This window comes from Streptomyces tendae (genome assembly GCF_014650435.1).
GTDB lineage: Bacteria > Actinomycetota > Actinomycetes > Streptomycetales > Streptomycetaceae > Streptomyces > Streptomyces tendae.
Genome location: NZ_BMUY01000002.1, coordinates 44,896 through 68,555, shown reverse-complemented (window position 1 = coordinate 68,555; position 23,660 = coordinate 44,896). Strand labels below are relative to the sequence as shown.

Annotated in this window: 21 protein-coding genes; 13 read left to right on the top strand and 8 right to left on the bottom strand. The window is 74.3% G+C overall.

Annotation, left to right across the window (positions count from 1 at the left end):
• Positions 1-32: 32 nt before the first annotated feature.
• From IE258_RS05080 to IE258_RS05070, 3 genes are all read right to left on the bottom strand, one after another.
• The gene (locus tag IE258_RS05080; RefSeq protein WP_003975434.1) at positions 33-536 is read right to left on the bottom strand and encodes a nuclear transport factor 2 family protein; all 504 of its coding nucleotides are present in this window, start codon (positions 534-536) and stop codon (positions 33-35) included.
• Positions 533-1,399 carry a dihydropteroate synthase gene (folP, locus tag IE258_RS05075; RefSeq protein WP_159327272.1) on the bottom strand — a complete coding sequence of 289 codons (867 nt, stop codon included), beginning with the start codon at positions 1,397-1,399 and terminating at the stop codon, positions 533-535. Before folP ends, IE258_RS05080 begins: the two co-directional genes overlap by 4 nt.
• Before the next feature lie 374 nt (positions 1,400-1,773).
• Entirely contained in the window at positions 1,774-3,570 is a 1,797-nt protein-coding gene (locus tag IE258_RS05070; RefSeq protein ID WP_189739468.1) for a phosphatidylglycerol lysyltransferase domain-containing protein, read from the bottom strand.
• A gap of 184 nt (positions 3,571-3,754) precedes the next feature.
• On the opposite strand from IE258_RS05070, the gene IE258_RS05065 reads away from it, so the two are divergent.
• Positions 3,755-4,888 carry an alpha/beta hydrolase gene (locus tag IE258_RS05065; RefSeq protein WP_189739465.1) on the top strand — a complete coding sequence of 378 codons (1,134 nt, stop codon included), beginning with the start codon at positions 3,755-3,757 and terminating at the stop codon, positions 4,886-4,888.
• A 136-nt stretch (positions 4,889-5,024) separates the two neighbouring features.
• Positions 5,025-6,317, top strand: coding sequence for a hypothetical protein (locus IE258_RS05060; protein WP_189739462.1), 1,293 nt, complete (start codon positions 5,025-5,027; stop codon positions 6,315-6,317).
• A gap of 35 nt (positions 6,318-6,352) precedes the next feature.
• On the opposite strand, the gene IE258_RS05055 is transcribed toward IE258_RS05060, so the two are convergent.
• Together IE258_RS05055 and IE258_RS05050 are read right to left on the bottom strand one after the other, a co-directional pair.
• Positions 6,353-7,690 carry a PH domain-containing protein gene (locus IE258_RS05055; RefSeq protein WP_189741051.1) on the bottom strand — a complete coding sequence of 446 codons (1,338 nt, stop codon included), beginning with the start codon at positions 7,688-7,690 and terminating at the stop codon, positions 6,353-6,355.
• A gap of 482 nt (positions 7,691-8,172) precedes the next feature.
• Complete coding sequence (locus tag IE258_RS05050; protein WP_189739459.1) at positions 8,173-8,748, bottom strand: PH domain-containing protein; 576 nt, start codon at positions 8,746-8,748, stop codon at positions 8,173-8,175.
• A gap of 31 nt (positions 8,749-8,779) precedes the next feature.
• Here IE258_RS05050 and IE258_RS05045 point away from each other — a divergent pair, with 31 nt between their 5' ends.
• Positions 8,780-9,931, top strand: a complete 1,152-nt coding sequence (locus IE258_RS05045; RefSeq protein ID WP_127896323.1) for an NADH-quinone oxidoreductase subunit D — start codon at positions 8,780-8,782, stop codon at positions 9,929-9,931.
• Here IE258_RS05045 and IE258_RS05040 read toward each other — a convergent pair.
• The gene (locus IE258_RS05040) at positions 9,896-10,993 is read right to left on the bottom strand and encodes an SAM-dependent methyltransferase (protein ID WP_189739456.1); all 1,098 of its coding nucleotides are present in this window, start codon (positions 10,991-10,993) and stop codon (positions 9,896-9,898) included. The two genes, IE258_RS05045 and IE258_RS05040, sit on opposite strands and share 36 nt — an antisense overlap.
• A 118-nt stretch (positions 10,994-11,111) precedes the next feature.
• Between IE258_RS05040 and IE258_RS05035 the strand changes: the two genes are divergently transcribed.
• From IE258_RS05035 to IE258_RS05025, 3 genes are read left to right on the top strand one after another with little or no spacing between them, the layout of a single operon-like run.
• Positions 11,112-12,317, top strand: a complete 1,206-nt coding sequence (locus IE258_RS05035; protein WP_159327278.1) for a sensor histidine kinase — start codon at positions 11,112-11,114, stop codon at positions 12,315-12,317.
• A gap of 56 nt (positions 12,318-12,373) precedes the next feature.
• Positions 12,374-13,048 (top strand): response regulator, encoded by a 675-nt coding sequence (locus tag IE258_RS05030; protein WP_003975444.1) that lies wholly within the window; start codon positions 12,374-12,376, stop codon positions 13,046-13,048.
• Between the two features lie 52 nt (positions 13,049-13,100).
• Positions 13,101-13,733, top strand: coding sequence for an AAA family ATPase (locus IE258_RS05025; RefSeq protein ID WP_189739453.1), 633 nt, complete (start codon positions 13,101-13,103; stop codon positions 13,731-13,733).
• A 19-nt stretch (positions 13,734-13,752) separates the two neighbouring features.
• Here IE258_RS05025 and IE258_RS05020 read toward each other — a convergent pair whose 3' ends face one another.
• Positions 13,753-14,859, bottom strand: coding sequence for a DUF5937 family protein (locus IE258_RS05020; RefSeq protein ID WP_189739450.1), 1,107 nt, complete (start codon positions 14,857-14,859; stop codon positions 13,753-13,755).
• A 158-nt stretch (positions 14,860-15,017) separates the two neighbouring features.
• Between IE258_RS05020 and IE258_RS05015 the strand changes: the two genes are divergently transcribed.
• Positions 15,018-15,233, top strand: a complete 216-nt coding sequence (locus tag IE258_RS05015) for a hypothetical protein (protein WP_189739447.1) — start codon at positions 15,018-15,020, stop codon at positions 15,231-15,233.
• A 480-nt stretch (positions 15,234-15,713) separates the two neighbouring features.
• Here IE258_RS05015 and IE258_RS05010 read toward each other — a convergent pair whose 3' ends face one another.
• A complete protein-coding gene (locus tag IE258_RS05010) occupies positions 15,714-16,916 on the bottom strand; it encodes a threonine aldolase family protein (RefSeq protein WP_189739444.1) in 1,203 nt (400 codons plus the stop codon).
• Positions 16,917-17,114: 198 nt separating this feature from the next.
• Here IE258_RS05010 and IE258_RS05005 point away from each other — a divergent pair, with 198 nt between their 5' ends.
• The 6 genes from IE258_RS05005 (at position 17,115) to IE258_RS04980 (ending at position 23,655) form a co-directional block, all read left to right on the top strand.
• Positions 17,115-18,089: a Rossmann-like and DUF2520 domain-containing protein gene (locus IE258_RS05005; RefSeq protein ID WP_189739441.1), complete on the top strand. Its 975-nt coding sequence runs from the start codon at positions 17,115-17,117 to the stop codon at positions 18,087-18,089.
• Positions 18,086-19,096 carry a pantoate--beta-alanine ligase gene (panC, locus tag IE258_RS05000; RefSeq protein ID WP_189739438.1) on the top strand — a complete coding sequence of 337 codons (1,011 nt, stop codon included), beginning with the start codon at positions 18,086-18,088 and terminating at the stop codon, positions 19,094-19,096. The genes IE258_RS05005 and panC overlap by 4 nt, the downstream gene beginning before the upstream one ends.
• Entirely contained in the window at positions 19,093-20,826 is a 1,734-nt protein-coding gene (locus tag IE258_RS04995; RefSeq protein ID WP_189739435.1) for an L-aspartate oxidase, read from the top strand. Before panC ends, IE258_RS04995 begins: the two co-directional genes overlap by 4 nt.
• Positions 20,827-20,830: 4 nt before the next feature.
• Positions 20,831-21,820: a carboxylating nicotinate-nucleotide diphosphorylase gene (nadC, locus tag IE258_RS04990; protein WP_189739432.1), complete on the top strand. Its 990-nt coding sequence runs from the start codon at positions 20,831-20,833 to the stop codon at positions 21,818-21,820.
• A 5-nt stretch (positions 21,821-21,825) separates the two neighbouring features.
• Complete coding sequence (locus IE258_RS04985; RefSeq protein ID WP_003975453.1) at positions 21,826-22,623, top strand: type III pantothenate kinase; 798 nt, start codon at positions 21,826-21,828, stop codon at positions 22,621-22,623.
• A gap of 444 nt (positions 22,624-23,067) precedes the next feature.
• Positions 23,068-23,655 carry a hypothetical protein gene (locus tag IE258_RS04980; protein ID WP_229891935.1) on the top strand — a complete coding sequence of 196 codons (588 nt, stop codon included), beginning with the start codon at positions 23,068-23,070 and terminating at the stop codon, positions 23,653-23,655.
• Positions 23,656-23,660: the final 5 nt, after the last annotated feature.

Genomic DNA, 23,660 nt, shown 5'->3' with positions numbered 1-23,660 from the left:
AGCCTGTCAGCCCGGTCAGCCTGTCTGCCCGGTCAGGGTGGGGTGTCCTCGCCGTCCTCGTCCTCGGTTTCCGCGAGTACGGGGGAGGCGTGGTGCGACCAGAGTTTCCAGCCGGCGGGAGTGCGGCGGAAGGTGTTGGTGGCGACGACGAGCTGGCCGACGAGCGGGCCCAGCTCCTCGCCGCCGTCGGGGGCGGGGCCGCCGCTGAGGATGTTCTCCGTGCAGGTGACCAGGGCGGTGTCGCCGGTGACGGAGACGTGCACGTCGGTGAGGAAGAACTGGATGTAGTCCGTGTTCGCCATGATCAGGGCGTACGAGCGGAGGACCTCGCCGCGGCCGGTGAGCACCGGCCAGCCGGGGTGCACGCAGGAGACCACGCCGGCGTCGGCCGGGTCGTGGTACGACTCGTCGACGCCCAGGTCGGAGGGGGTCAGCCAGAACTCGGAGACCTTCTCGAAGTCGCCCTCCTCGAGTGCCTCGTAGAAGGCGGTGTTCGCGGCCTCGACCTGTTCGACGTCGAGGTGGGGCGCGTTCACCGGGCTCCTTCGACGGCGCGGGCGACCCGGACGGCGTCGGCCGTGGCGCGGACCTGGTGGACGCGGACCGCCCACGCACCGGCGTGCGCCGCGAGGGCGGAGACGGCGGCGGTGGCCGCGTCGCGCTCGCGCGCGGGGGGCGGGGTGGCTTCCGGGCGGCCTGCCAGGACCCGGCCGAGGAAGCGCTTGCGCGAGGCGGCGACGAGGAGGGGGTGGCCGAGGGCCAGCAGGCGGTCGAGGTGGGCGAGGAGGACGAGGTCGTGCTCGGCGTCCTTGGAGAAGCCGAGGCCGGGGTCGACGACGATGCGGTCGGGGGCGATGCCGCCGTCGAGGACGGCCTCCACGCGTGCGTGCAACTCGTCGACGACCTCGGTGACGACGTCGGTGTAGGTGCCCCTGACGTTGCCGCCCTCCAGGAGGCCGCGCCAGTGCATGACGACGAAGGGGGCGCCCGCGTCGGCGACGACCGGGATCATCCGGGGGTCGGCAAGACCGCCGCTCACGTCGTTGACCAGGGCGGCGCCGGCGGCGAGGGCCTGCTCGGCGACGGAGGCGCGCATGGTGTCGACGGAGACCGTCACGCCCTCGGAGGCGAGGCCGCGCACGACCGGGACGACGCGCCTGAGCTCCTCGTCCTCGTCGACGCGGGTGGCGCCGGGGCGGGTGGACTCGCCGCCGACGTCCACCAGGTCGGCGCCCTCGGCGACCAGGTCGAGGCCGTGTTTGATGGCGGCGGTGGTGTCGAAGAAGCGGCCGCCGTCGGAGAAGGAGTCGGGGGTTACGTTGACGACTCCCATGACCGCGCAGCGGTCCCATGCGGTCAGTCCCGCCAGATGGCGTCGGCGGCCGGTCTGCTTGCTCATGTGTTCAGCGTAGGCGGTGGGCTGCGGCGGCTGCGCGGGTGCCTGCGGCGCCTGTGCGGGTTGGGTGGGGGTGCGCGTAGCGCGGTGCGTCCGGTGGGTGGGTCGGGGCCGCGCCGGGGGGTGTTCGTCCTCGGAACGGCGCGGAATCGGTCGGCCAAGTAGTCCCCGGCGTTGACGCGCCAACCGCTGCGGGCGAACACCCCCCGACACGTCCCCTTCCCGCCGTACGCGCCTGCGGGCCGTCGCCCCCTAGCCGCGGGCAGTCGTGCCGCTGGGGCGGCACGGGTGGGCGCGGCGGCACCCCGGCAGCGCCGGGACGCGCGACCCACCCCCGCGGCCACACCCGCGCCGGGAGCACGCCGGGCCACCGTCCCTCACGCCGCCCGCGCGGGCGCCTGGTGGGCGCAGGGGCGGCGTGCCGGCGTCCGGCGGCGCAGGGCTCGCGGCAGCGACACCGTGACGAACCCCTCCGCCTGCATCGCGGCGAAGCCGATGCGCGGGAGGTCGGCGGAGCGGCGGTAGACGACGAAGCGCGGCTCCCACCGGGGCCGGAACTTCGCGTTGAACTTGTACAGGGACTCGATCTGGAACCAGCGGGAGAGGAAGACCAGCAGGCCGCGCCATGCGCGCAGGACGGGGCCCGCGCCGATCTTCTCGCCCCGTGCGAGCGCCGCGCGGAACATCGCGAAGTTCAGGGACACGCGGGCGATGCCCAGCTTCGGGGCGGCCTGGAGCGCGGCCACGATCAGGAGTTCGTTCATGCCGGGGTCGGCCGTGCGGTCGCGGCGCATGAGGTCGAGGGACACCCCGTCCGGCCCCCACGGCACGAAGTGCAGGACCGCCTTCAGGTCGCCGTACTCGCCGGGTTCCGAGTCCTGTTTGTGGGCTGTCGCTATCAGGCAGTCCCCGTCGGACGGGTCGCCGACGCGGCCCAGGGCCATGGAGAAGCCGCGCTCGGTGTCCGTGCCGCGCCACGCGTCGGCGGCGCGGCGGACGCGGTCCAGTTCGGCGTCGGACAGGTCAGCCACGCGCCGTACCCGGGTCTCGTAACCGGCGCGCTCGATGCGCTTGACCATCTGGCGCACGTTGCGCATCGCGCGGCCGGCGAGGGAGAAATCCGCCACGTCCACCACCGCCTCGTCGCCCAGTTCGAGGGCGCCGAGGCCCGTTTCGCGGGTCCAGACCTCGCCGCCGGTCTCGGAGCAGCCCATCACGGCCGGGGTCCAGGAGTGGGCGCGGGCCTCGTCCATGAAGCGTTCGATGGCGCCCGGCCATGCCTCGACGTCGCCGATCGGGTCGCCGCTGGCCAGCATCACGCCCGAGACGACGCGGTAGGTGACGGCGGCCTTGCCGCTGGGGGAGAAGACGACGGCCTTGTCGCGGCGCAGCGCGAAGTGGCCGAGGGAGTCGCGGCCGCCGTGCCGGGCGAGGAGGGCGCGCAGGCGGGTCTCGTCGTCCTCGGTGAGGCGGGCGGCGGGGTGCTCGGGGCGGAAGGCCAGGTAGATCGTGGTGATGGCGGTCAGGAGGCCCAGGGCGCCCAGGGAGAAGGCGACCGTCCAGGAGGTGTTGCCCCGGTAGTCGACCGGGCCCTCGACGCCGAACAGGCCGTACAGGACCTGGGTGAGGCGGTCGGCCAGGCTCGGGTCGCCGAGCATGCGGTGCGGGTGGGCGTTGACGACGAGCAGGCCGAGCAGGACGGAACCCGCGCTCATGAGGACGAAGTTGGCGAGTGCCCGCCAGCGGCTGCGCGGGTCGGGGAGCGCCGCGAACTGGTCGCGGTGGCGCAGCAGGGGGGCGAGCAGGGCCAGGGAGATCAGTACGCCGAGGAGGGAGTGGCGGTAGGTGAACTGCGCGACGGCGCCCAGGGGGAGGAGGGCCACGGCCGCCCGCCAGGCCCGGCGCTTGCGGCGCTTGAGGCCGTGGGCGAGCAGGAGCAGCAGGACGCCGGCGCTGAGCGAGAGGGCCGCGGCGAAGGGGCCGAAGGAGCCGGGCAGGACCTCGGCGAGGGCGTGCATGCGGCTGTGCCGGAAGCGCGGGAAGGAGCCGGCCGCGATGTCCAGCAGGCCGACGAGCACGCAGGCACGGCCGACGAGGAGGGGGATCCGGTCCGGGCGGGGGGCGCGCAGTGCGCGGCGTATGCGGGTGGGCCTCGTCGGAACCTCGCCCGACATTTCCTCATCTGTCCTGACAGACATCGCACCTGTTTGTTCTGCGAGAGACCGTGGATCCGGGCCCGTTTCGGGCATCCGGCGACATTGCGCCCTCTAGGACGGTGTCTCGGAGGGAGAGGTTCACTCCCCTGATCGGAAAGCCCGGACGGACGGGCGTAGGGAAAGCGCGGGCAGGTAGCAAGACATGGGGCTCACGAGCGACAAGGTGCTCGCGCTGGCTGTGGCGGTCGGCGTGCTGCTGTTCGCCGGGACGGTGTGGCTGTGGCCGCGGCTGGCGCGGCGGAGCGTGCGGGCCGTTCTGGGGAGGGTCGGGCTGCTGTTCGCCACCCAGGTGGCGGTCTTCGCGGCGGTGGGGCTGGTCGCCAACCAGTCCTTCGGGTTCTACGGCAGTTGGGCCGACCTGTTCGGGCGGGAGGACGGGCAGGGAGTGGTCGTGGACCACTCGGCCGGTGGGGGAGGTGGGCCGCTGCGGGTCGTCGGGGACCGGCGGGTGACGCCCGCGGGCGGGGCGCGGCCGGACGTCTCGGGGCGGGTGGAGGAGATACGGGTGGTCGGGCGTACGTCGCGGATCGCGTCACCGGCGTATGTCTATCTGCCGCCGGAGTACTTTCAGGCGCGGCACCGCGGCCGTACGTTTCCCGCGGCTGTCGTCCTGACCGGTTATCCGGGGACCGCCGAGGCGCTGGTCGACAAACTCCATTACCCGCGAACGGCGCTGGAGCTGGCGAAGGCCGGTCGGATGCGGCCGATGATCCTGGTGATGCTGCGGCCCACGGTGGCACCGCCGCGCGACACGGAGTGCGTGGACGTACCGGGCGGACCGCAGACGGAGACGTTCTTCGCCAAGGACCTCCCGCAGGCGGTGAGCGCTCACTACCGGGTGGCCAAGGAGCCGCGGAGCTGGGGCGTCGTCGGCAACTCGACCGGCGGCTACTGTGCCCTGAAACTCGCCGCGCACCATCCGGAGGTGTACGCCGCCGGGGCCGGGCTGTCGCCGTACTACGACGCGCCGAACGACCCCACCACGGGTGATCTCTTCCAGGGGGACGAGGGGCTCGAGAAGCGGGCCAGTCTGTGGTGGTACCTCAAGAACGCGCCCGCGCCCGACACTTCACTGCTCGTCACCAGCAGCAGGACCGGCGAGACGAACTACAGGGACACGCTGAAGTTCATTGATCTGGTGAAGGGCAAGAGGCCGACCCGGATCTCGTCGATCATCCTGGAAAGCGGCGGGCACAACTTCAATACCTGGCGGCGGGAGATTCCCGCGACCCTGCGGTGGCTCGATGAGCGGCTGGGTGGCGGGCGGGACTCTTGAATGATCTTGGAATCCGTGGCTAATTCGTCCGTCGTCGGGGATGTGGATTCCCCGCTCCCTGTGAACACGTCGGAGATGGCCGTGTTTTTACGGGGCGGGGCGCCAAGATTCGCCTACGCGCGGTAAGTTTCTGGCCATGCCACGTGGACGTCATCGCCATTCCCCGCCTCTGCACAGGCTGCTTCCTCCGTCGGCGATCGCAGGTGTTTCGGTCGTCTGCGCCCTCGGGCCCTGGTTGTTCAGCGAGACCATGCTCCTTCGCGTCCTCGCCGCGGCCGCCGCGGTGACGGCCGTGGTCGGCGCGGTCGTCATGCGGCACTGGGACGCGCAGGCGGGCCGGCAGGTCGCCGACCTCACCCGGGCGCGTGCGAGCGACGAGTGGCGCTTCGAGGAGCGGGTCGCCGAACTGGAGTCCGACCTGGAGGAGTCGCGCGAGCTGCGGCAGAAGCTGGAGCACCGGCTGCGGGCCAAGCGCACTGAGCTGGCGGGGCTGCGCAACGAGCACGCCTCGCTGCTGCGGCGCTACGCCACGGCGGAGACCGAGCGCGCCAGTGCGCTGGAGGGCCGTCGGCTGCTGGAGATCGAGGCCGCGCCGCAGGCACCCGCGCTGCCGGCCGCCCGGACCGCCCCGGCTCAGGAGACGCCGGAGACGGAGACGCCGGCGAGGGAGACGTCGGAGGCGGAGACTTCCGAGCAGGTCGTGCCCGGCGAGGAGAGTCCGGGCGAGGAGAGTGGCGGCGGCGACGAGGTTTCCGCTCCCGCGGTGTTCTCGCCCGAGGGGTCCCGGCTGTTCCTGCGTGCGAACGCGGCACTGGCCCGCCTCGACGGTGACGCGCCCGCCGACCCGGACGGTGGCGACCGGGGCGACCGTGCCGACGCCTCCGACGCCTCCGACGGCTCCGACGGTGACGGTGGTGGGGACGGCGGCGGCGAGGGCGCCGCGGCGGCCGAGGCGGGGCGGGAGGACGAGGCACAGGGGCAGCCCGAGGCGGCCGACGGCCACGAGCGCACCGCCGCCGCCTCCCCGACCAGCTCCGCCGACGAGCGGCCCGCGCAGCCCACCCAGTCCACGCAGCCCACCCGGCGGGCCGACGGGCACTTCACGGTGCCGACCGCGGTGGCCGTCGTACCGCCGGCTCCGGCGCGGCGTCCGGTGGTCGAGGGCGGCTTCGACTTCTTCGGCACGAAGGACCCGGAGGGTGCGGTGGGCGCGGCGGGCGGCGCCGACGCCGCGCTGGAGACCGTCCAGAACGAGGACCTCGCCGACGTGGTCGGCCAGGAGGCGCTCGCCCTGCACAAGGCCGAGGCCGAGGTCTCCTTCAAGCAGGCCGGTGAGGAGTCCCGGGGCGTGGGCCAGGTGATCGACCTGACGGCCCACGACGAGACCGAGCAGATCGACGTACAGGGGCTGCGCAGCGCCGTCTCCTGAGCCTGGGTGGTCCCTTCCTGGCCCAGGGGCCCGGCTCAGGCCATCCAGCGGTCCGGCGGGGCGTCCCGGCGGCCGGTCCTGGACCGTTCCGCCTGGGCCCGCAGCAGCTCGGCGGCCTCGTCCGCGTCGCGGAGGCGGGCGGTCACGGTCTTGTTCGCGCCCGTGTCCACGTGGACGTCGGCCAGTCGCAGGGCGCGCCGCCAGGGCCCTTGAGCCAGGCGGACGCTCTGCACCTTGGCGTGCGGCACGAGGGCCAGGCTGCGGCGCAGCAGGCCGTACCGGGCGGCGAAGACCGCGTCGGTGACGGCGAGCCCGTGGCCGCGCCACCACAGCGGTCGGCAGCGCGCGGCCCGGCGCGGCGGACGCGACAGCTCCGGTCCGGTCGGCACGCTCACCCCGGGCAGTACGCGCGCCACGACCGACTCGGCGATCTCCCGCGGGGCGACCGGCAGCAGGACCGAGTTGGACGACCCGGCCACGTCCAGCTCGACCCGTACCCAGCGGCGGCGCCGCCACAGCAGCGGTTCCACGAGGCGTACGGTCTGCACCCGGCCCGGCGGCACCGTCTCGTGGGCGCGGTCCAGCAGGCCGTGGTCGATGCGGAGCCCGTCCGGGGACTCGGCCACCGTCCAGTCGTACTCCCCGACGAACCGGCCGGCGCTGCTCGCGCCCGCGGCGCCCACCAGCGGCAGGGCGGTCGCCAGCACCGTCCACAGGTTGTGGGTGGCCAGCCACAGCAGTGTCGGTACGACGGCGGCGGCGATCAGCGTCCCCCAGGTCGCGCCGGTCAGCAGGAGGGAGACGGCGAGGACGCCGGGCGGCACCCGCAGCAGTTGCCGCGCGGGGGCCTCGCCGACCTCGTGCGCGGTCTCGGGGGCGAAGCCGGCCGCGCGCGCGAGCAGCTCGGCCCGCAGCGCACGCGCCTCGTCGGCGCCCAGGAAGGCCAGTTCGTCCTTCTTGCCGGTGCCTATGACGTCGAGCTTGAGCTTGGCGACCCCCGCGACCCGGGCCAGCAGGGGCTGGGTGACGTCGATCGCCTGGATGCGTTCGAGGCGGATGTGCGCGGTGCGCCGGAACAGCAGTCCGGTGCGGATCCGCAGCTCGGTGTCGGTCACCGCGTAGTGGGTGAACCACCAGGTGAGGAAGCCGTAGAGGGCGGCGGCCGGGATCAGTACGGCGAGGCCGATCAGCAGGTGGGTCGTGGTCAGCCGGGTCAGCTGGCGCTGCGCCTGGTCCGGATCGTGCACGGCCCATCCGACGAGCACGGCGACGGGCGCCCAGGCCCGCCGCAGGGGCGTGACCGGGTGCAGGCGGCGCTCGACGAGCTCACCGCCGGGCGGGGGCGCGGCGGCGCCGGTGGCGGGCGCGGCGATGCCGGTGGCGGGGGCGGCGGCCACAGCGTTCTCGGTGGGCCGGGCCGGGTCGGGCCCGGCGACCGGGGCGTCGTGCGGGCGTTCGGTCGCGCCGCCTTCCGTCGTCGCCGTACCGGCGGGTGGTTCCTCCGTGGAGTCCAGGACCGCGGTGGGGGCCCTTCCGGGATCCTTCCGGCCACCGTTCCCGTGCGGGGTGTCCTCGTGCGGGGTGCCCGTGCGGTCCGCTGGGCCGCTCGTGTCGGGTCCGTGTCCCGCCGTTCCGGCGTCGGTGGTGTCGCGGTCGGTCTTCGTGGTGCCGGGTGCGGTGTCCGCCGTACCGGTGGTCGGCCTCTCGGTGGGGTCGGGGGCGGCGGGTGGCCTTCCGGGGTCTTTTCGGTTACCGGTGACGTGCGGGGTGCCCGTGCGGTCCGCCGGGCTGCTCGCGCCGGGCCCGTGCCCCGCCGTGCCGGCGTCGGGCGTGGCCTTCTCGGCCCCCGGGCCGCTCACAGTCCCGCCGATCGGGCCTCGCCCAGTTCGGTGAGGCGGTCGCGGAGGCGTTCCGCCTCGGCCGGGTCGAGGCCGGGGATGGTGGCGTCGGTCGCGGCGGCGGCCGTGTGCAGCTGCACGCTGGCCAGGCCGAAGTGCCGCTCGACCGGTCCGGACGTCACCTCGACCAGCTGCATGCGCCCGTACGGGACGACGGTCTCCTCGCGCCACAGCACGCCCCGGCTGATCAGCAGGTCGTCGGCGCGCTCGGCGTACCGCCAGGAGCGCCAGTTGCGCCCCAGCATCACCCAGCCCCAGGCCAGCAGGGCCAGCGGCAGGAGCGCCAGGGCGGCCCAGAGAGGGGCCAGGAACAGTGCGGGCAGCACACCGGCGGCGAGTGTCAGCAGGCCGAGCCACACCACCAGCAGCAGGCGGCGCATGCGCAGCAGTCCCGGCGGCAGGCCGGTCCACACCGGCTCCTCCCGCGCCGGACCCGCCGGACCCGCCGGACTCGGCTGGTCCGCCGGACCCGCCCGGTCCGCCGCTCGCGTCGCCCCCGCCGTGCCCGGGTCGTCCGGGCTCCCCGTCTCCATGGGGCCAGCGTACGTAGGGGAGACTGTGTTCATGACTCCTACGACGGAGACCACGGTCGGAATCGGCGGTGCCGCGGAGAGCACCGACATGGTGCTCAACATCGGGCCCCAGCACCCGTCCACCCACGGCGTGCTGCGGCTCAAGCTGGTTCTGGACGGCGAGCGCATCACCAGCGCGGAGCCGGTGATCGGCTACATGCACCGCGGCGCGGAGAAGCTGTTCGAGGCCCGTGACTACCGTCAGATCATCATGCTCGCCAACCGCCACGACTGGCTGTCGGCCTTCTCCAACGAGCTGGGCGTCGTCCTCGCCGTCGAGCGGATGCTCGGCATGGAGGTCCCCACGCGCGCGGTGTGGACGCGGACGCTGCTCGCCGAGCTGAACCGGGTGCTCAACCACCTGATGTTCCTGGGGTCGTACCCGCTGGAGCTGGGCGGCATCACCCCGGTGTTCTACGCCTTCCGCGAGCGGGAGGTCCTCCAGAACGTGATGGAGGAGGTCTCCGGCGGGCGTATGCACTACATGTTCAACCGCGTCGGCGGGCTCAAGGAGGACCTCCCGGCGGGCTGGACCACGCGCGCGCGTGCCGCCGTCGCCGCCGTGCGCCCGCGCATGGACGTCTTCGACGACCTGGTGCTCGGCAACGAGATCTTCCGCGGGCGGACGCGCGGCGTGGGCGCCCTGAGCGCCGGGGCCGTGCACGCCTACGGCGTCAGCGGACCGATCGCGCGCGCCTCCGGCGTCGACTTCGACCTGCGCCGCGACGAGCCGTACCTCGCCTACGGCGAGCTCCAGGACACGCTGAAGGTCGTCACCCGCACCGAGGGCGACTGCCTGGCCCGCTTCGAGTGCCTCCTGGAGCAGACGCACAACGCCCTCGACCTCGCCGACGCCTGTCTGGACCGGCTGGCCGAGCTGCCGCCCGGCCCGGTCAACCAGCGGCTCCCGAAGGTGCTGAAGGCGCCCGAGGGCCACACGTACGCCTGGACCGAGAACCCGCTCGGCATCAACGGCTACTACCTGGTCAGCAAGGGCGAGAAGACCCCGTACCGGCTGAAGCTGCGCTCGGCGTCGTACAACAACATCCAGGCGCTGGCGGACCTGCTGCCCGGGACGCTGGTCGCGGACATGGTGGCGATCCTGGGGTCACTGTTCTTCGTGGTCGGCGACATCGACAAGTAGCGCGGCCGCGTCGAGCGCCCCCACCGGCTGGAGCAGCCACCAGAAGTCGCCCAGGCCGCCCGGCGCGGTGAGTTCGGCGGCCTCGGAGGCGCTCGCGAGGGCGCGCACGTACGCCGCCGGGTCGGTGGAGGCCAGCGCGAGCGGGGGGCGTGCGCCGGTGACGCCGAGGGCGTGCAGGGCCTCGCGTTGGGGGCGCATGAGCGCATCCGGGGGCGCGTGCCCCGGAGTGCACCTCGCGGTGTGGGCGGCCGCGCACGCGTCCAGTGCGACGTGCGCGGTGATGTCGCACGACCCGTCGGGCACCGGCGCCGTCTCCCGCCCCTCCCGGAAGCCCGTGAGCGTCCCGAACGGCGGGCGGGCGGCCGCGGTGTGCGCGTAGTCGACGGCCACCGCGAGCCCGCCGTCCCCGCCGTCCAGCGCCGCCACGGCGGACGCCCAGGCCGCGTCGCGGGGCAGGCCGATCTCCGCCCGCAGGCCCTCCTCGCCGGGCAGCGGCCACCACCGGGCCAGCCAGGCGGCCTCCGCCCCGGCCACCGGCTCCCCGAGCCGCTCTGCCCCGTCGTCCCGCACGAGCACCCGGCGTGCCACGCCCGCGGCGTCCACCTCCGCCACCTCCAGCGGCACGTTGTCCAGCCACTCGTTGGCGAACAGCAGCCCGGTGACGCCGTCCGGTGGCCGAGCGAGCCACTGGACCCGCCGGTCGAACCCTTCCGGGCGGGCGGCGACCTCGACGGCGTACGCGCGCGTGCGGGCGGCCACGTCGGCGGGCAGGGCCGCCAGGACCCCGGTGACCAGCTCGCCCCGTCCGGCCGCCATGTCCACGAAGTCCAGCACCGCGGGCCGGCCCAGCGCCTCGTCGACCCGGCACAGCAGCCGCGCGACGGCCCCCGCGAACAGCGGCGACGCGTGCACGGACGTCCTGAAGTGCCCGGCCGGGCCCCGGGACCCCGTGCGGTAGAAGCCCTCCGGTCCGTAGAGCGCCTCGTGCGTGGCCTCCCGCCAGCCCCGCCATGTCCCGTGCGTCTCCGGAGCCCCTCTGAACCCCGCCGTCCCTGGTGTCACAGGGACAGGCTAGGGGCACAGAAGAGCGGAGCCTCCACCTTGCGGAGTATGCGCGGCCGGTGCGGATCGGCCCTCCGGTTGACCCCTGCACCTATTCGGCTTCCCTACGCTGGGTTACGTGCAGCGCCTCTACGACTTCCTCCGCAGACACCCGACCGGTGTCGACTCCTTCTGGGCCCTCGTGGTGCTCGGAATCGCCCTGGTGTCCTCGGTGACTCCGGGGACGCGGGCGGACGGGACGGACAACGTGGCGCTGATCGTCCCCTTCGTGGTGCTGCTCAGCGTCGTGATCGCGCTGCGCCAGCGTGCACCGGAGCGGATGCTGCTGCTCGCCGTCGCACTCGGCGTGGGGCAGCTGGTCTTCGACGTCGCGACGATGCCCGCCGACTTCGCCTTCCTGGTGATCATCTACACGGTGGCCGCCACCGGCGCCCGCTGGGCCTCCAGGACCGCGCTGGCCACCGGCCTGTGCGCGGCGCCGCTGGCCCAGCTGCGCTGGTCCGACAGCGAGCTGGGCATGGGCACCACCATCGCCGTGACGGTCTTCCAGGCCGTGCCCTTCGCGCTGGCCTGGGTGCTCGGCGACTCCATCCGCACCCGGCGCGCCTACTTCGCGCAGCTGGAGGAGCGCGCGACCCGGCTGGAGAAGGAGCGCGAGGCGCAGGCCAAGGTCGCGGTCGCCGCCGAGCGCGCCCGGATCGCGCGTGAGCTGCACGACGTCGTCGCGCACAACGTCTCCGTCATGGTGGTGCAGGCCGACGGCGCCGCCTACGTCCTGGACGCTGCGCCCGACCAGGCGAAGAAGGCCCTGGAGACCATCTCCTCCACCGGCCGGCAGGCGCTCGCGGAGATGCGCCGCCTGCTCGGCGTGCTGCGCACCGGCGAGCACAAGGAGGCCGGGGAGTACGTGCCGCAGCCCGACGTCGAGCAGATCGAGGACCTCGTCGAGCAGTGCCGCACCTCCGGGCTGCCGGTCGACTTCAAGGTCGAGGGCACCCCCCGGCAGCTGCCCAGCGGCGTGGAGCTGACCGCGTACCGCATCGTGCAGGAGGCGCTGACCAACACGCGCAAGCACGGCGGCGAGAACGCGGGCGCGAGCGTGCGCCTGGTCTACTTCGACGACGGACTCGGGCTGCTCATCGAGGACGACGGCAAGGGCGCCCCGCACGAGCTCTACGAGGAGGGCGGCTTCGACGGCCAGGGCCACGGGCTGATCGGCATGCGCGAGCGGATCGGCATGGTCGGCGGAACCCTGGACGCCGGCCCGCGTCCGGGCGGAGGATTCCGCATCAGTGCGCTGCTGCCGCTGAAACCGGCACCCTGACCACCGCGCCCTCACGCACGTACGGCGTTGACACCTGTAAGGAAGAAGAGGCCCCGATGGCGATCCGTGTGATGCTCGTCGACGACCAGGTGCTGCTGCGCACCGGGTTCCGGATGGTGCTGGCGGCCCAGCCGGACATGGAGGTCGTCGCGGAGGCGGGCGACGGCGTCGAGGCGCTCCAGGTGCTGCGCTCGACCGCCGTGGACGTCGTCCTGATGGACGTCCGCATGCCCAAGCTCGACGGCGTGGAGACCACCAGCCGGATCTGCGTGGACCCAAACGCGCCGAAGGTACTGATCCTGACCACCTTCGACCTCGACGAGTACGCGTTCTCGGCGCTGAAGGCGGGCGCCTCCGGCTTCATGCTCAAGGACGTGCCGCCCGGCGAGCTGCTCGCCGCCATCCGCTCCGTGCACAGCGGCGACGCGGTGGTCGCACCGTCCACCACCCGGCGGCTCCTGGACCGGTTCGCGCCGATGCTGCCGGCCACCGGGCAGGAGCCCCGGCAGAAGGAGCTCCAGCGGCTCACCGAGCGGGAGCGCGAGGTCATGGTGCTGGTGGCGCAGGGCATGTCCAACGGCGAGATCGCGGCTCGGCTCGTGCTGTCGGAGGCGACCGTGAAGACCCATGTGGGCCGCATCCTGACCAAGCTGGGCCTGCGCGACCGCGTGCAGGTGGTGGTCCTCGCCTACGAGACCGGGCTGGTGCGGGCCGGCGGCGGACAGGGCTGACGGACCTGTGCGCAGTGCCCCGCGTCGGGCCGCTCGTCGGTAGGGTCTGCGCATGCTCCTGTGGATCAACGGCCCCTTCGGGGGCGGAAAAACACAGACCGCGCACGAGATACGGCGCAGACTCCCCGGCAGTGTCGTCTGCGACCCCGAACACGCGGGCTTCGGGCTGCGCCGCATGCTGCCACCCGAACTGCGGGACAACTTCCAGGACCTGGCCTCCTGGCGGCAGGGCGTCGTGGAGGTGCTGGACCTGGCCCTGACCAAGCACGACGGCGTGGTGATCGCGCCGATGACCGTCACCGACCCGGAGTACTTCGCCGAGACCGTCGGCCGGCTGCGCGAACTGGGCCACGACGTCCACCACTTCAGCCTCCTCGCCGAACGCGAGACCGTCCTGCGGCGGCTGCGCGAGCGCGGCCTCGGCCACGCCCTGCGGTACGTGACGGGGAAGGGGAGCGGGCCGCGCCGGGAGAGCTGGGCCGTGCGGCAGCTCGACCACTGCCTGGAGCGGCTGGCCGAACCGGAGTTCGCCGAGCACCTGTGGACGGACCACACGACCGTCCCGAAGACCGCCGACCGCATCGCCGTACTCGCGGGACTCACCCTGAAGCCCAACAACGAGGGCGCGCTGCGCACCCGGATGCGGCAGGCGGGCGTCGGGATCCGGCACATCAGGGTCGACTGACGCCGGCCCCGGACCGGCGTCAGCGCAGGATCCCCTCCAGGAAGTCGCTGCCCAGCCGGGCCACCACCGTGACGTCCAGCTGGTGCAGGACGTACCGGCCGCGGCGCCGGGTGGTGATCAGCCCGGCCTTCTTCAGCACGCCCAGGTGCCGGGATATCTCCGGCGCCGTCATGCCGTGCACCTGGGCCAGCTCGCCCGTGGTGTACGCACTGCGGGCCAGATACCGGCAGATCCGCATCCGGACGGGGTGGGACAGCGCGGTCATCCGCATCGTGAGCTGCTCGACCGAGGGTGGTGAGGCCAGCTCGGGGGAGCCGACCGGGTAGTGCAGCACCGGCTGCCAGCCGTGCCGGTGCAGGACCATCAGATGCGGCCAGCCCAGGCTGGTCGGGACCAGCAGCAGGCCGCCGTCCGCCGTCGCGGAACGCCCGTCGCCCAGTTTGTCGACGGTGATCCTGGCGGCCCCCTCGTCCAGCGTCACCGCCGGGGAGACGGCGGCCAGCGCCTCGGCGAGGCCCTTGTGGCGCAGCAGGTCCGTCTTGCGCCGGGCGTCCGCCGCCAGTTGGTGGCGCAGCCGGGACCAGGCCTCCGCGAAGAACGCCTCGTCGCAGTCCCGGGCGAACTGCCGCAGCCAGTCGCGGATCCGCGGCGGATCGGCCAGCAGCCGCTCGCTGAAGCGCAGCTGCTGCGGTCCCCGCGCGGCGGCCAGGTCCAGCGCGCGCCGGCGCGCCTCGGGGTCGTCGAGCGCCGAGGCGCCCGCGGTGCTGTACGGCAGCGCGCAGGTGAATTCCAGGGCCGCGTCGACGAACTGCTCGTCGGACAGCTTGTCGAGCAGGTCCAGGTCGTCGGCGAGGGAGGCGCCGGGCAGGGTGCTGCGGCCCGGCACCCCGGCGAACGGCATGAACAGGTCCGAGAAGGTCGTCCGCCACAGGAAGTCGGCCTCGCACATCCGGTCGGCCAGGTGCGAGTCGAGCCGGGCGGTCACGCCCGTCACCCAGCCCTGGAGCCCCGGGTGGTGCCCCGGCTCGGACAGCGCGTGCAGCGCCATGCCCAGCTCGGCCAGGGGCGAGGGCACGACGGCGACCCGCTCCGGCCGCAGCCCCGTGATGTCGATGCGCACGCTCATGCCCCCATGGTGCACGCCACCACCGACAACGCCGCCGCCGATTGACCGCCGCCGTCAATCGGCGCGACCGCGGGGCGGGGACCGGCGCAGTCTGGGGTCACCGGGGCAGCCGCGGAGCCCGTACCCACATCTACGTCTCCTCAAGAGGGCGATCCGCCATGAGCATCACGCAGCAGTACCTCCTCGACACCTACCGGGCCCGGCAGCTCGGCGAGCCCGGGCCGCCCGCGCCCGGCGCCCACGACTGGCAGGTCGTCCGCGAGTGGCACGACCGCCGCCAGTTCCAGGCCGTGCTCGCCGGCCGCCCCGCCCGGGGCCGGGTACGGCGGGCCCTGCGCCGCTGGTGGTCCCGGTGGCCGCGCGCCCTGAACTGACCCGGCCGAGCGGCCCCCGCCCGCCCGGCCCGCCCGGCCCGGCCGCCGGCGGGAGGCGGGAGGCGGGAGGCCGGGCTCCGCGTCCGGCCGTCCGGCTGTCAGCGGGAGGCCGGGTTCCGTGCTGGGCCGTCCCGGCCGTCAGCGGGAGGCTGGGTCCGCGTCCGGCCGTCCGGCCGTCAGCGGCAGTTCAGGCACCGTGCTCGGCCGTCCCGCCGTCGGCGGGAGGCCGGGTTCCGCGCCTGACAGTCACGCCGTCAGCGGGAGTTCACGTCCCGTGCTCGGCCGTCCGGCCGTCAGCGGGAGGTCGGGCTCCGCGGTCGGCCGTCACGGCGTCAGCGGGAGGCTGGGTTCCGCGTCCGGCCGTCCGGCCGTCAGCGGCCGTTCAGGTCCCGTGCCTGGCCGTCCCGCCGTCAGCGGAGGTTCAGGTCCCGTGCCCGGCAGTCACGCCGCCGGCGGGAGGCCGGGTCCCGTGCCCGGCCGTCATGCCGTCAGTCGGGCGGCGAAGTCCGTGACCGCGGCTCGCACGTCGTCGGCCGTCCACTCCAGGCCCGACTCGCCCACCGAGACCTCGGTGAGGGCGATCCCGGGACCGGCCGCGTCCCAGGGCTGGGAGAACAGCATCGTCCCGGTCTCCTCGGCCTGTCGCAGCGCGGCCTCGCTCGCGGCCTCGGGGGTGCACGGCAGCCAGACCTGGAACTCGTGCGTGTGCGGCATCTCCGGGTGCACCCGCGCCCACGGCAGACCGGCCGCCGCGAGCCCCTCGCGCAGCGCGTCGGCCACCACGCGCGCGTGGGTCACGCACGCGGGCAGCCGGGGCAGCTCGCGCTCCAGGCCGGCCAGGGCGGACAGCACCGTGGGGAACTGCTGGAACACCTGGCCGCCGTACCGGTGCCGCCATGCCTTCGCCTCCTCGACCAGCGTCCGGGGGCCGGCTACGGCGGCGCCGCCGTAGCCCTTGAGGGACTTGTAGAACGAGACGTACACGCTGTCCGCCAGGCTCGCGATCTCGGCCAGCGGGCGGCCGAAGTGGACGGTGCACTCCCACAGGCGGGCCCCGTCGAAGTGCACCACCGCGTCGCGCTCCCGAGCGGCCTCGACCACCTCGGTGAGCTCCTCCCAGGTGGGCAGGAGATATCCGGCCTCCCTGAGCGGCAGCTCCAGCATCAGCGCCCCGAACGGCTCCTCGAAGCCGCGCACCTCGTCGGCGGTGGGCTGGCGGGGCTCGTCGGTCAGCCGTACCGGACGCAGCCCGGCGACCCGGCTGAAGGCGTTCCGCTCGTGCACCTCGGGATGGCCGAGCCCGTGCAGGGCGACGACCGGGTTGCCGGTGCGGCCCGCCCAGCAGCGCAGGGCCACCTGCTGGGCCATGGTCCCGGTCGGGAAGAAGGCGGCGGCCTCCATGCCGAGCAGGGCGGCGGTCCGCTCCTCCAGGGCCGCCACGACGCCGTTGCCGTAGAGGTCGGACGGCTCGTCGAGGTCGTACAGCTCCTCGACCCCGTCCAGCAGGGCGAGGCGCTCCCGCAGGGTAGTGACGAAGCCCGGGCGGGCGAGCGCGCGCCGGGCGCCGCGGAGAGCGGCCACGCGCCGCTCGCGCGTCCGCGCGTCCCGCGCGCGCCGTCCGTCCTGCCCCTCCTCCTGCTGCTGCTCCTCCTGCTGTTCTTCCTGCGCTGCCGTATCGCTCATGCGGGGATCATGTCGCGCGGGCCGGGCGCGCGGCACCCGGTTTCCGCACCCGTTCCGGCCCGCGCCCCGTGTGTGCTCCGGCGCCGCACGGAAACCCACAGCCTGTGGACAACCGGACGTCGCCCGGACCGATCGCGTTAACATGACGAGAAATCGTCCGGTACCCCGAGCGGACTGGAACGGGAAGGCCGTCGTCGCGTGAACACAACCCCACAGCCAGACCCCAAGGACCGCCCCGCGCGGCTCACCGTAGGCGTCGTCGGCGCCGGACGGGTGGGCCCCGCGCTGGCCGCGTCCCTCCAACTCGCCGGGCACCGTCCGGTGGCCGTCTCCGGGGTCTCCGACGCCTCCAGGCGGCGTGCCGCGGCCCTCCTCCCCGACGTGCCGCTCACGACGCCCGCGGAAGTCCTCCAGCGCGCCGAACTGGTCCTGCTGACCGTCCCCGACGACGCCCTGCCCGGCCTGGTGACCGGGCTCGCCGAGACCGGTGCCGTGCGGCCGGGCCAGCTGCTGGTGCACACCTCCGGGCGGTACGGCGCGAAGGTCCTGGAGCCCGCGCTGCGGGCCGGCGCCCTGCCGCTGGCCCTGCACCCGGCGATGACCTTCACCGGCACCCCGGTGGACGTCCAGCGCCTGGCCGGCTGCTCCTTCGGCGTCACCGCGCCCGAGGAGTTGCGCCTGGCCGCCGAGGCCCTGGTCATCGAGATGGGCGGCGAGCCGGAGTGGATCGCCGAGGACAGGCGCCCGCTGTACCACGCGGCGCTGGCCCTGGGCTCCAACCACCTGATCACCCTGGTGGCGCAGTCGATGGAGCTGCTGCGCACGGCCGGCGTGGCGGCCCCCGACCGGATGCTCGGCCCGCTGCTCGGCGCCTCCCTCGACAACGCCCTGCGCTCCGGCGACGCGGCCCTCACCGGCCCCGTCGCGCGCGGGGACGCGGGCACGGTCGCCGCACACATCGTGGAGCTGCGCGCCCACGCCCCGCAGGCCGTCGCCGGCTACCTGGCGATGGCCCGCGCGACCGCCGACCGCGCCCTGGACCACGGGCTGCTGAAGGCCGAACTCGCCGAGGACCTGCTCGTGGTCCTCGCCGACGGCGCCGCGTCAGCCACCGGCGGCACGGACACGGACGGAAGGCCCGGCACCGAAGGCCCCGACGAAGGCGCCCGATGACCCCCACCCCGCCCGTCCTGCTGCGCACCGCCGACGAGCTGCACGCGCGCGTACGGCACGGCCGCCGGGCCGTCGTGATGACCATGGGCGCCCTGCACGAGGGCCACGCCACCCTGATCCGCACGGCACGCGACCTCGCGGGCCCCGACGGCGAGGTCGTCGCCACGGTCTTCGTGAACCCGCTCCAGTTCGGCGCCGGCGAGGACCTCGACCGCTACCCGCGCACCCTGGACGCCGACCTGAAGATCGCCGGGCGGGCGGGTGCCGACGCCGTCTTCGCCCCCGCCGTCGACGAGGTCTACCCGGGAGGCGAACCCCAGGTGCGCATCACCGCCGGCCCCATGGGAGAACGCCTGGAGGGCGCCTCCCGCCCCGGCCACTTCGACGGCATGCTCACCGTCGTCGCCAAGCTGCTCCACCTCACCCGCCCCGACCTCGCCCTCTACGGTCAGAAGGACGCCCAGCAGCTCGCGCTGATCCGCCGCATGGTCCGCGACCTGAACTTCGGCGTGGAGATCGTCGGCGTCCCGACCGTGCGCGAGGAGGACGGCCTGGCCCTGTCCAGCCGCAACCGCTACCTCTCCACGGCGGAACGCCGCACCGCCCTCGCCCTCTCCCAGGCGCTCTTCGCCGGCCAGGACCGGCACGCCGCCCAGGAGGCGCTCTGCGCGCGGGCCCGCGAAGTACCCGCGACCAGGGCGCGCGCCGAGGCGCTGGGCGCCCTGGGCGAGTCCCGCGCGGCGGCCGACGCCCACGCCGTCGCCACGTCCGCCCCCGGCAGCGCCACGGCCGTCCGGGACGCCGCCCGCCTGGTCCTGGACGACGCCGCCCGCGCCACCCCGCCCCTGGAGCTGGACTACCTCGCCCTGGTCGACCCGTCCGACTTCACCGAGATCGGTGACGACCACACCGGCGAGGCGGTCCTCGCCGTCGCCGCCCGGGTCGGCGCGACCCGCCTGATCGACAACGTCCACCTCACCTTCGGACCGTTCGGAGCCGCCTCGTGACCAGCACAGGCATACGACTGCACGCCCCCGCGCCCGGCTGGGCCGTCGACGCCGACGTGGTGGTCGTCGGCTCCGGTGTCGCGGGCCTCACCGCGGCCCTGCGCTGCGAGGCCGCCGGGCTGCGGACCGTCGTCGTCACCAAGGCCCGCCTGGACGACGGCTCCACCCGCTGGGCGCAGGGCGGCGTCGCCGCGGCCCTCGGCGAGGGCGACACCCCCGACCAGCACCTGGACGACACCCTGGTCGCCGGAGCCGGCCTGTGCGACGCGGAAGCGGTCCGCATCCTGGTCACCGAGGGCCCCGACGCCGTACGCCGCCTCATCGCCACCGGCGCCCACTTCGACGAGTCCACCGAGGGCGGCCTGGCCCTCACCCGCGAGGGCGGCCACCACCGCCGCCGCATCGCCCACGCGGGCGGCGACGCCACGGGCGCCGAGATCTCCCGCGCCCTGGTCGAGGCGGTCCGCACGCGCGGCATCCGCACGGTCGAGAACGCCCTCGTCCTCGACCTCCTCACGGACGCCGAAGGCCGCACGGCGGGCGTCACCCTGCACGTCATGGGCGAGGGCCAGCACGACGGCGTCGGGGCGGTGCACGCCCCCGCGGTCGTCCTCGCCACCGGCGGCATGGGCCAGGTCTTCTCGGCGACCACGAACCCGGCCGTCTCCACCGGCGACGGTGTGGCCCTCGCCCTCCGCGCGGGCGCCGAGGTCAGCGACCTCGAGTTCGTGCAGTTCCACCCCACCGTCCTCTTCCTCGGCCCGGACGCCGAGGGCCAGCAGCCCCTGGTCTCCGAGGCGGTGCGCGGCGAGGGCGCCCACCTGGTGGACGCGGACGGCGTGCGCTTCATGCTGGGGCAGCACGAACTCGCCGAACTCGCCCCGCGCGACGTCGTCGCCAAGGGCATCACGCGCCGCATGCAGGAGCGGGACGCCGACCACATGTACCTGGACGCCCGCCACTTCGGCAGGACGATGTGGGAACACCGCTTCCCCACGATCCTCGCCGCCTGCCGCGCCCACGGCATCGACCCGGTCACCGAGCCGATCCCCATCGCCCCGGCCGCCCACCACGCCTCGGGCGGCGTCCGCACCGACGACCACGGCCGTACGACGGTCCCCGGTCTGTACGCCTGCGGAGAGGCCGCCTGCACCGGCGTGCACGGCGCCAACCGCCTGGCCTCCAACTCCCTCCTGGAGGGACTGGTCTACGCCGAGCGCATCGCCGCCGACATAGCGGCGGGCCACACGGCAGGCACCCTCCACGCGCGCGTGCCGGCCCCCCTCCCGCACCCGTACCACCCGGAGCACCCCCTCCTGCCGCCCGAGGCCCGCCTCACCATCCAGCGGATCATGACGGACGGCGCCGGCATCCTGCGCTCGGCCGACTCCCTCACCCGCGCGGCCGACCTGCTGGACGGCCTGCACACCGAGGCCCGCGAGGCCCTGCACGAGAACGGCAAGACGTCCGAGCCGGGCGTCGACACCTGGGAGGCCACCAACCTCCTGTGCGTGGCCCGGGTCCTGGTGGCCGCGGCGGCCCGGCGCGAGGAGACCCGCGGCTGCCACTGGCGCGAGGACCACGCGGACCGCGACGACACCACGTGGCGCCGCCACATCGTCGTACGGCTGAACCCGGACCGCACCCTCGCCGTGCACACCACGGACACGCCAGAATTCCCCCCGACCGTCCACGGCGCCCAGCCGACGCACCGTCCCCAGGAGCAGTGACCCAGTGAACCCCTCCGACCCCAACGAACTCCCCCTCGCCTCCACCGGAGGCTGCGGCGACGGCTGCGCCTGCGGCGCGGACACCGACGAGGACACCTACCTGGAGTGCGGCCTCGACCCGGCCCTGGCGGCGCTCCTGCTGGACTCCGGCCTCGATCCGGTCGAGGTCGAGGACATCGCGAACGTCGCCATCCAGGAGGACCTGGCGGGCGGCGTGGACGTGACGACGGTCGCGACCATCCCCGAGGACGCCGTGGCCACGGCCGACTTCACCGCCCGCGAGGCGGGCGTCGTGGCGGGCCTCAGGGTCGCCGAGGCGGTCCTCTCCATCGTCTGCACGGACGAGTTCGAGGTGGAGCGCCACGTCGAGGACGGCGACCGCGTGGAAGCGGACCAGAAGCTCCTCTCCGTCACCACCCGCACCCGCGACCTCCTCACCGCCGAGCGCAGCGCGCTGAACCTGCTGTGCCGCATGTCGGGCATCGCGTCGGCCACGCGCGCGTGGGCGGACGCCCTGGACGGCACGAAGGCCGAGGTCCGCGACACCCGCAAGACGACGCCGGGCCTGCGCAGCCTGGAGAAGTTCGCGGTCCGCTGCGGCGGCGGCGTCAACCACCGTATGTCCCTCTCGGACGCCGCCCTGGTCAAGGACAACCACGTGGTCGCCGCGGGCGGCGTCGCCGAGGCGTTCAACGCCGTGCGCGAGAGCTTCCCCGACGTGCCCATCGAGGTCGAGGTCGACACCCTCCACCAGCTCCGCGAGGTGGTGGACGCGGGCGCCGACCTGATCCTCCTGGACAACTTCACCCCGGACGAGTGCGAGGAGGCGGTCGCCCTGGTCGCCGGCCGGGCCGCGCTGGAGGCATCGGGCCGCCTGACCCTCACCAACGCCAAGGCGTACGCGGCCACGGGCGTCGACTACCTGGCCGTGGGGGCCCTCACCCACAGCTCCCCGATCCTGGACATCGGCCTGGACCTGCGAGCGGCGGAGTAGATCCCATGCTGCTGACGATCGACGTAGGCAACACGCACACCGTCCTCGGGCTCTTCGACGGCGAGGACATCGTCGAGCACTGGCGCATTTCCACGGACTCGCGCCGCACGGCCGACGAGCTGGCGGTCCTCCTCCAGGGCCTGATGGGCATGCACCCGCTGCTCGGCGACGAGCTGGGCGACGGCATCGACGGCATCGCCATCTGCGCGACGGTCCCCTCGGTCCTGCACGAACTGCGCGAGGTCACCCGCCGCTACTACGGCGACGTCCCCGCGGTCCTGGTCGAACCGGGCGTCAAGACCGGCGTCCCGATCCTCACCGACCACCCCAAGGAGGTCGGCGCGGACCGCATCATCAACGCGGTCGCGGCCGTCGAGCTCTACGGCGGCCCGGCGATCGTCGTGGACTTCGGCACGGCGACGACGTTCGACGCGGTCAGCGCGCGCGGGGAGTACATCGGCGGGGTCATCGCCCCCGGCATCGAGATCTCGGTCGAGGCGCTCGGCGTCAAGGGCGCCCAGCTCCGCAAGATCGAGGTGGCGCGTCCCCGGAGCGTGATCGGCAAGAACACGGTGGAGGCGATGCAGTCCGGGATCGTGTACGGCTTCGCCGGCCAGGTCGACGGCGTCGTCAACCGCATGGCGCGGGAGCTGGCCGACGACCCGGACGACGTGACGGTCATCGCGACGGGCGGACTGGCGCCGATGGTGCTGGGGGAGTCCTCGGTCATCGACGAACACGAGCCGTGGCTGACACTGATGGGCCTGCGACTGGTGTACGAACGGAACGTGTCCCGCATGTAGCCGACGCGGGGGTGGGTCGCGCGTCCCGGCGCTGCCGGGGTGCCGCTGCGCCCACCCGTGCCGCCCCAGCGGCACGACTGCCCGCAGCGGCGGGAGAGCCGCGTACGGCGGGAAGGGGACGTGTCGGGGGGTGTTCGCCCGCAGCGGTTGGCGCGTCAACGCCCCGAGCCTCTGTCAGCACCCGATTCCGCGCCGTTCCGAGGACGAACACCCCCCGGCGCGGCCCCGACCCACAACCGCACCCACCGCGCTACGCGCACCCCCACCGAACCCGCACAGGCGCCGCAGGCACCCCGCACCCCCACCATCCGGCACAGCCGCCGCAGGCACCCCGCACCCCCCAAACCCGCACAGGCGCCGCAGGCACCCGCATACGAGTGGGTGTGTACGCCACACCCGTGCCCCCTATGCGGGGTTTGTCTGATTAGCGCGTATCGTCGCCCCATGCCCACGCCCTACGGACCCCGCGGCGGCATGGCGTTCGGTGCTCAGGAGCTGTGCGTGCTCCGGCGAGCCCTCGCCCTCGCCCTGAACCCCAGCCCGGTCTCGCCCCAGGAGACCCAGGACTGCCTCCGGCTCGCCGAGTCGCTGGACGAGGCGATGCGGGAGGGTGCCCGGCACCGCGCCTTCCTGGTGGCCGACCTCGCCCGGTACCGCGCCGCCCTCCCCGGCACCGCCACCGGCTACCTCGCGCTCCTGGGTGAGGCGCTGGACGCCGGTCACCGCCCCGGCGCGGACGACCTCGCCGCGCTGGGCGCCCTGCGCGGCAACCCGGCGGCGGCCGCCCTCCTGGCCCGCTGCCGCCCCACGCTCCCCGTCCCCGCCGCCCGCACCCGCCTCCACGCCCTCCCCGGCGGCCGGCAGCCGGACAAGGAGCCCGCACAGAAGCCCGCCCCGAAACCGGCCCCCCAGCCCGCCCCCGCCACCCCCAAGCGCCCCGTCCCCACCCCCGGCGAGGTCTTCCCCCGCCGCAAGCCCGCCCCGCCGGCGCCACCCGCCCCGGACTCCCGGCACCACCTCGCGGCCGGCTGACGGCG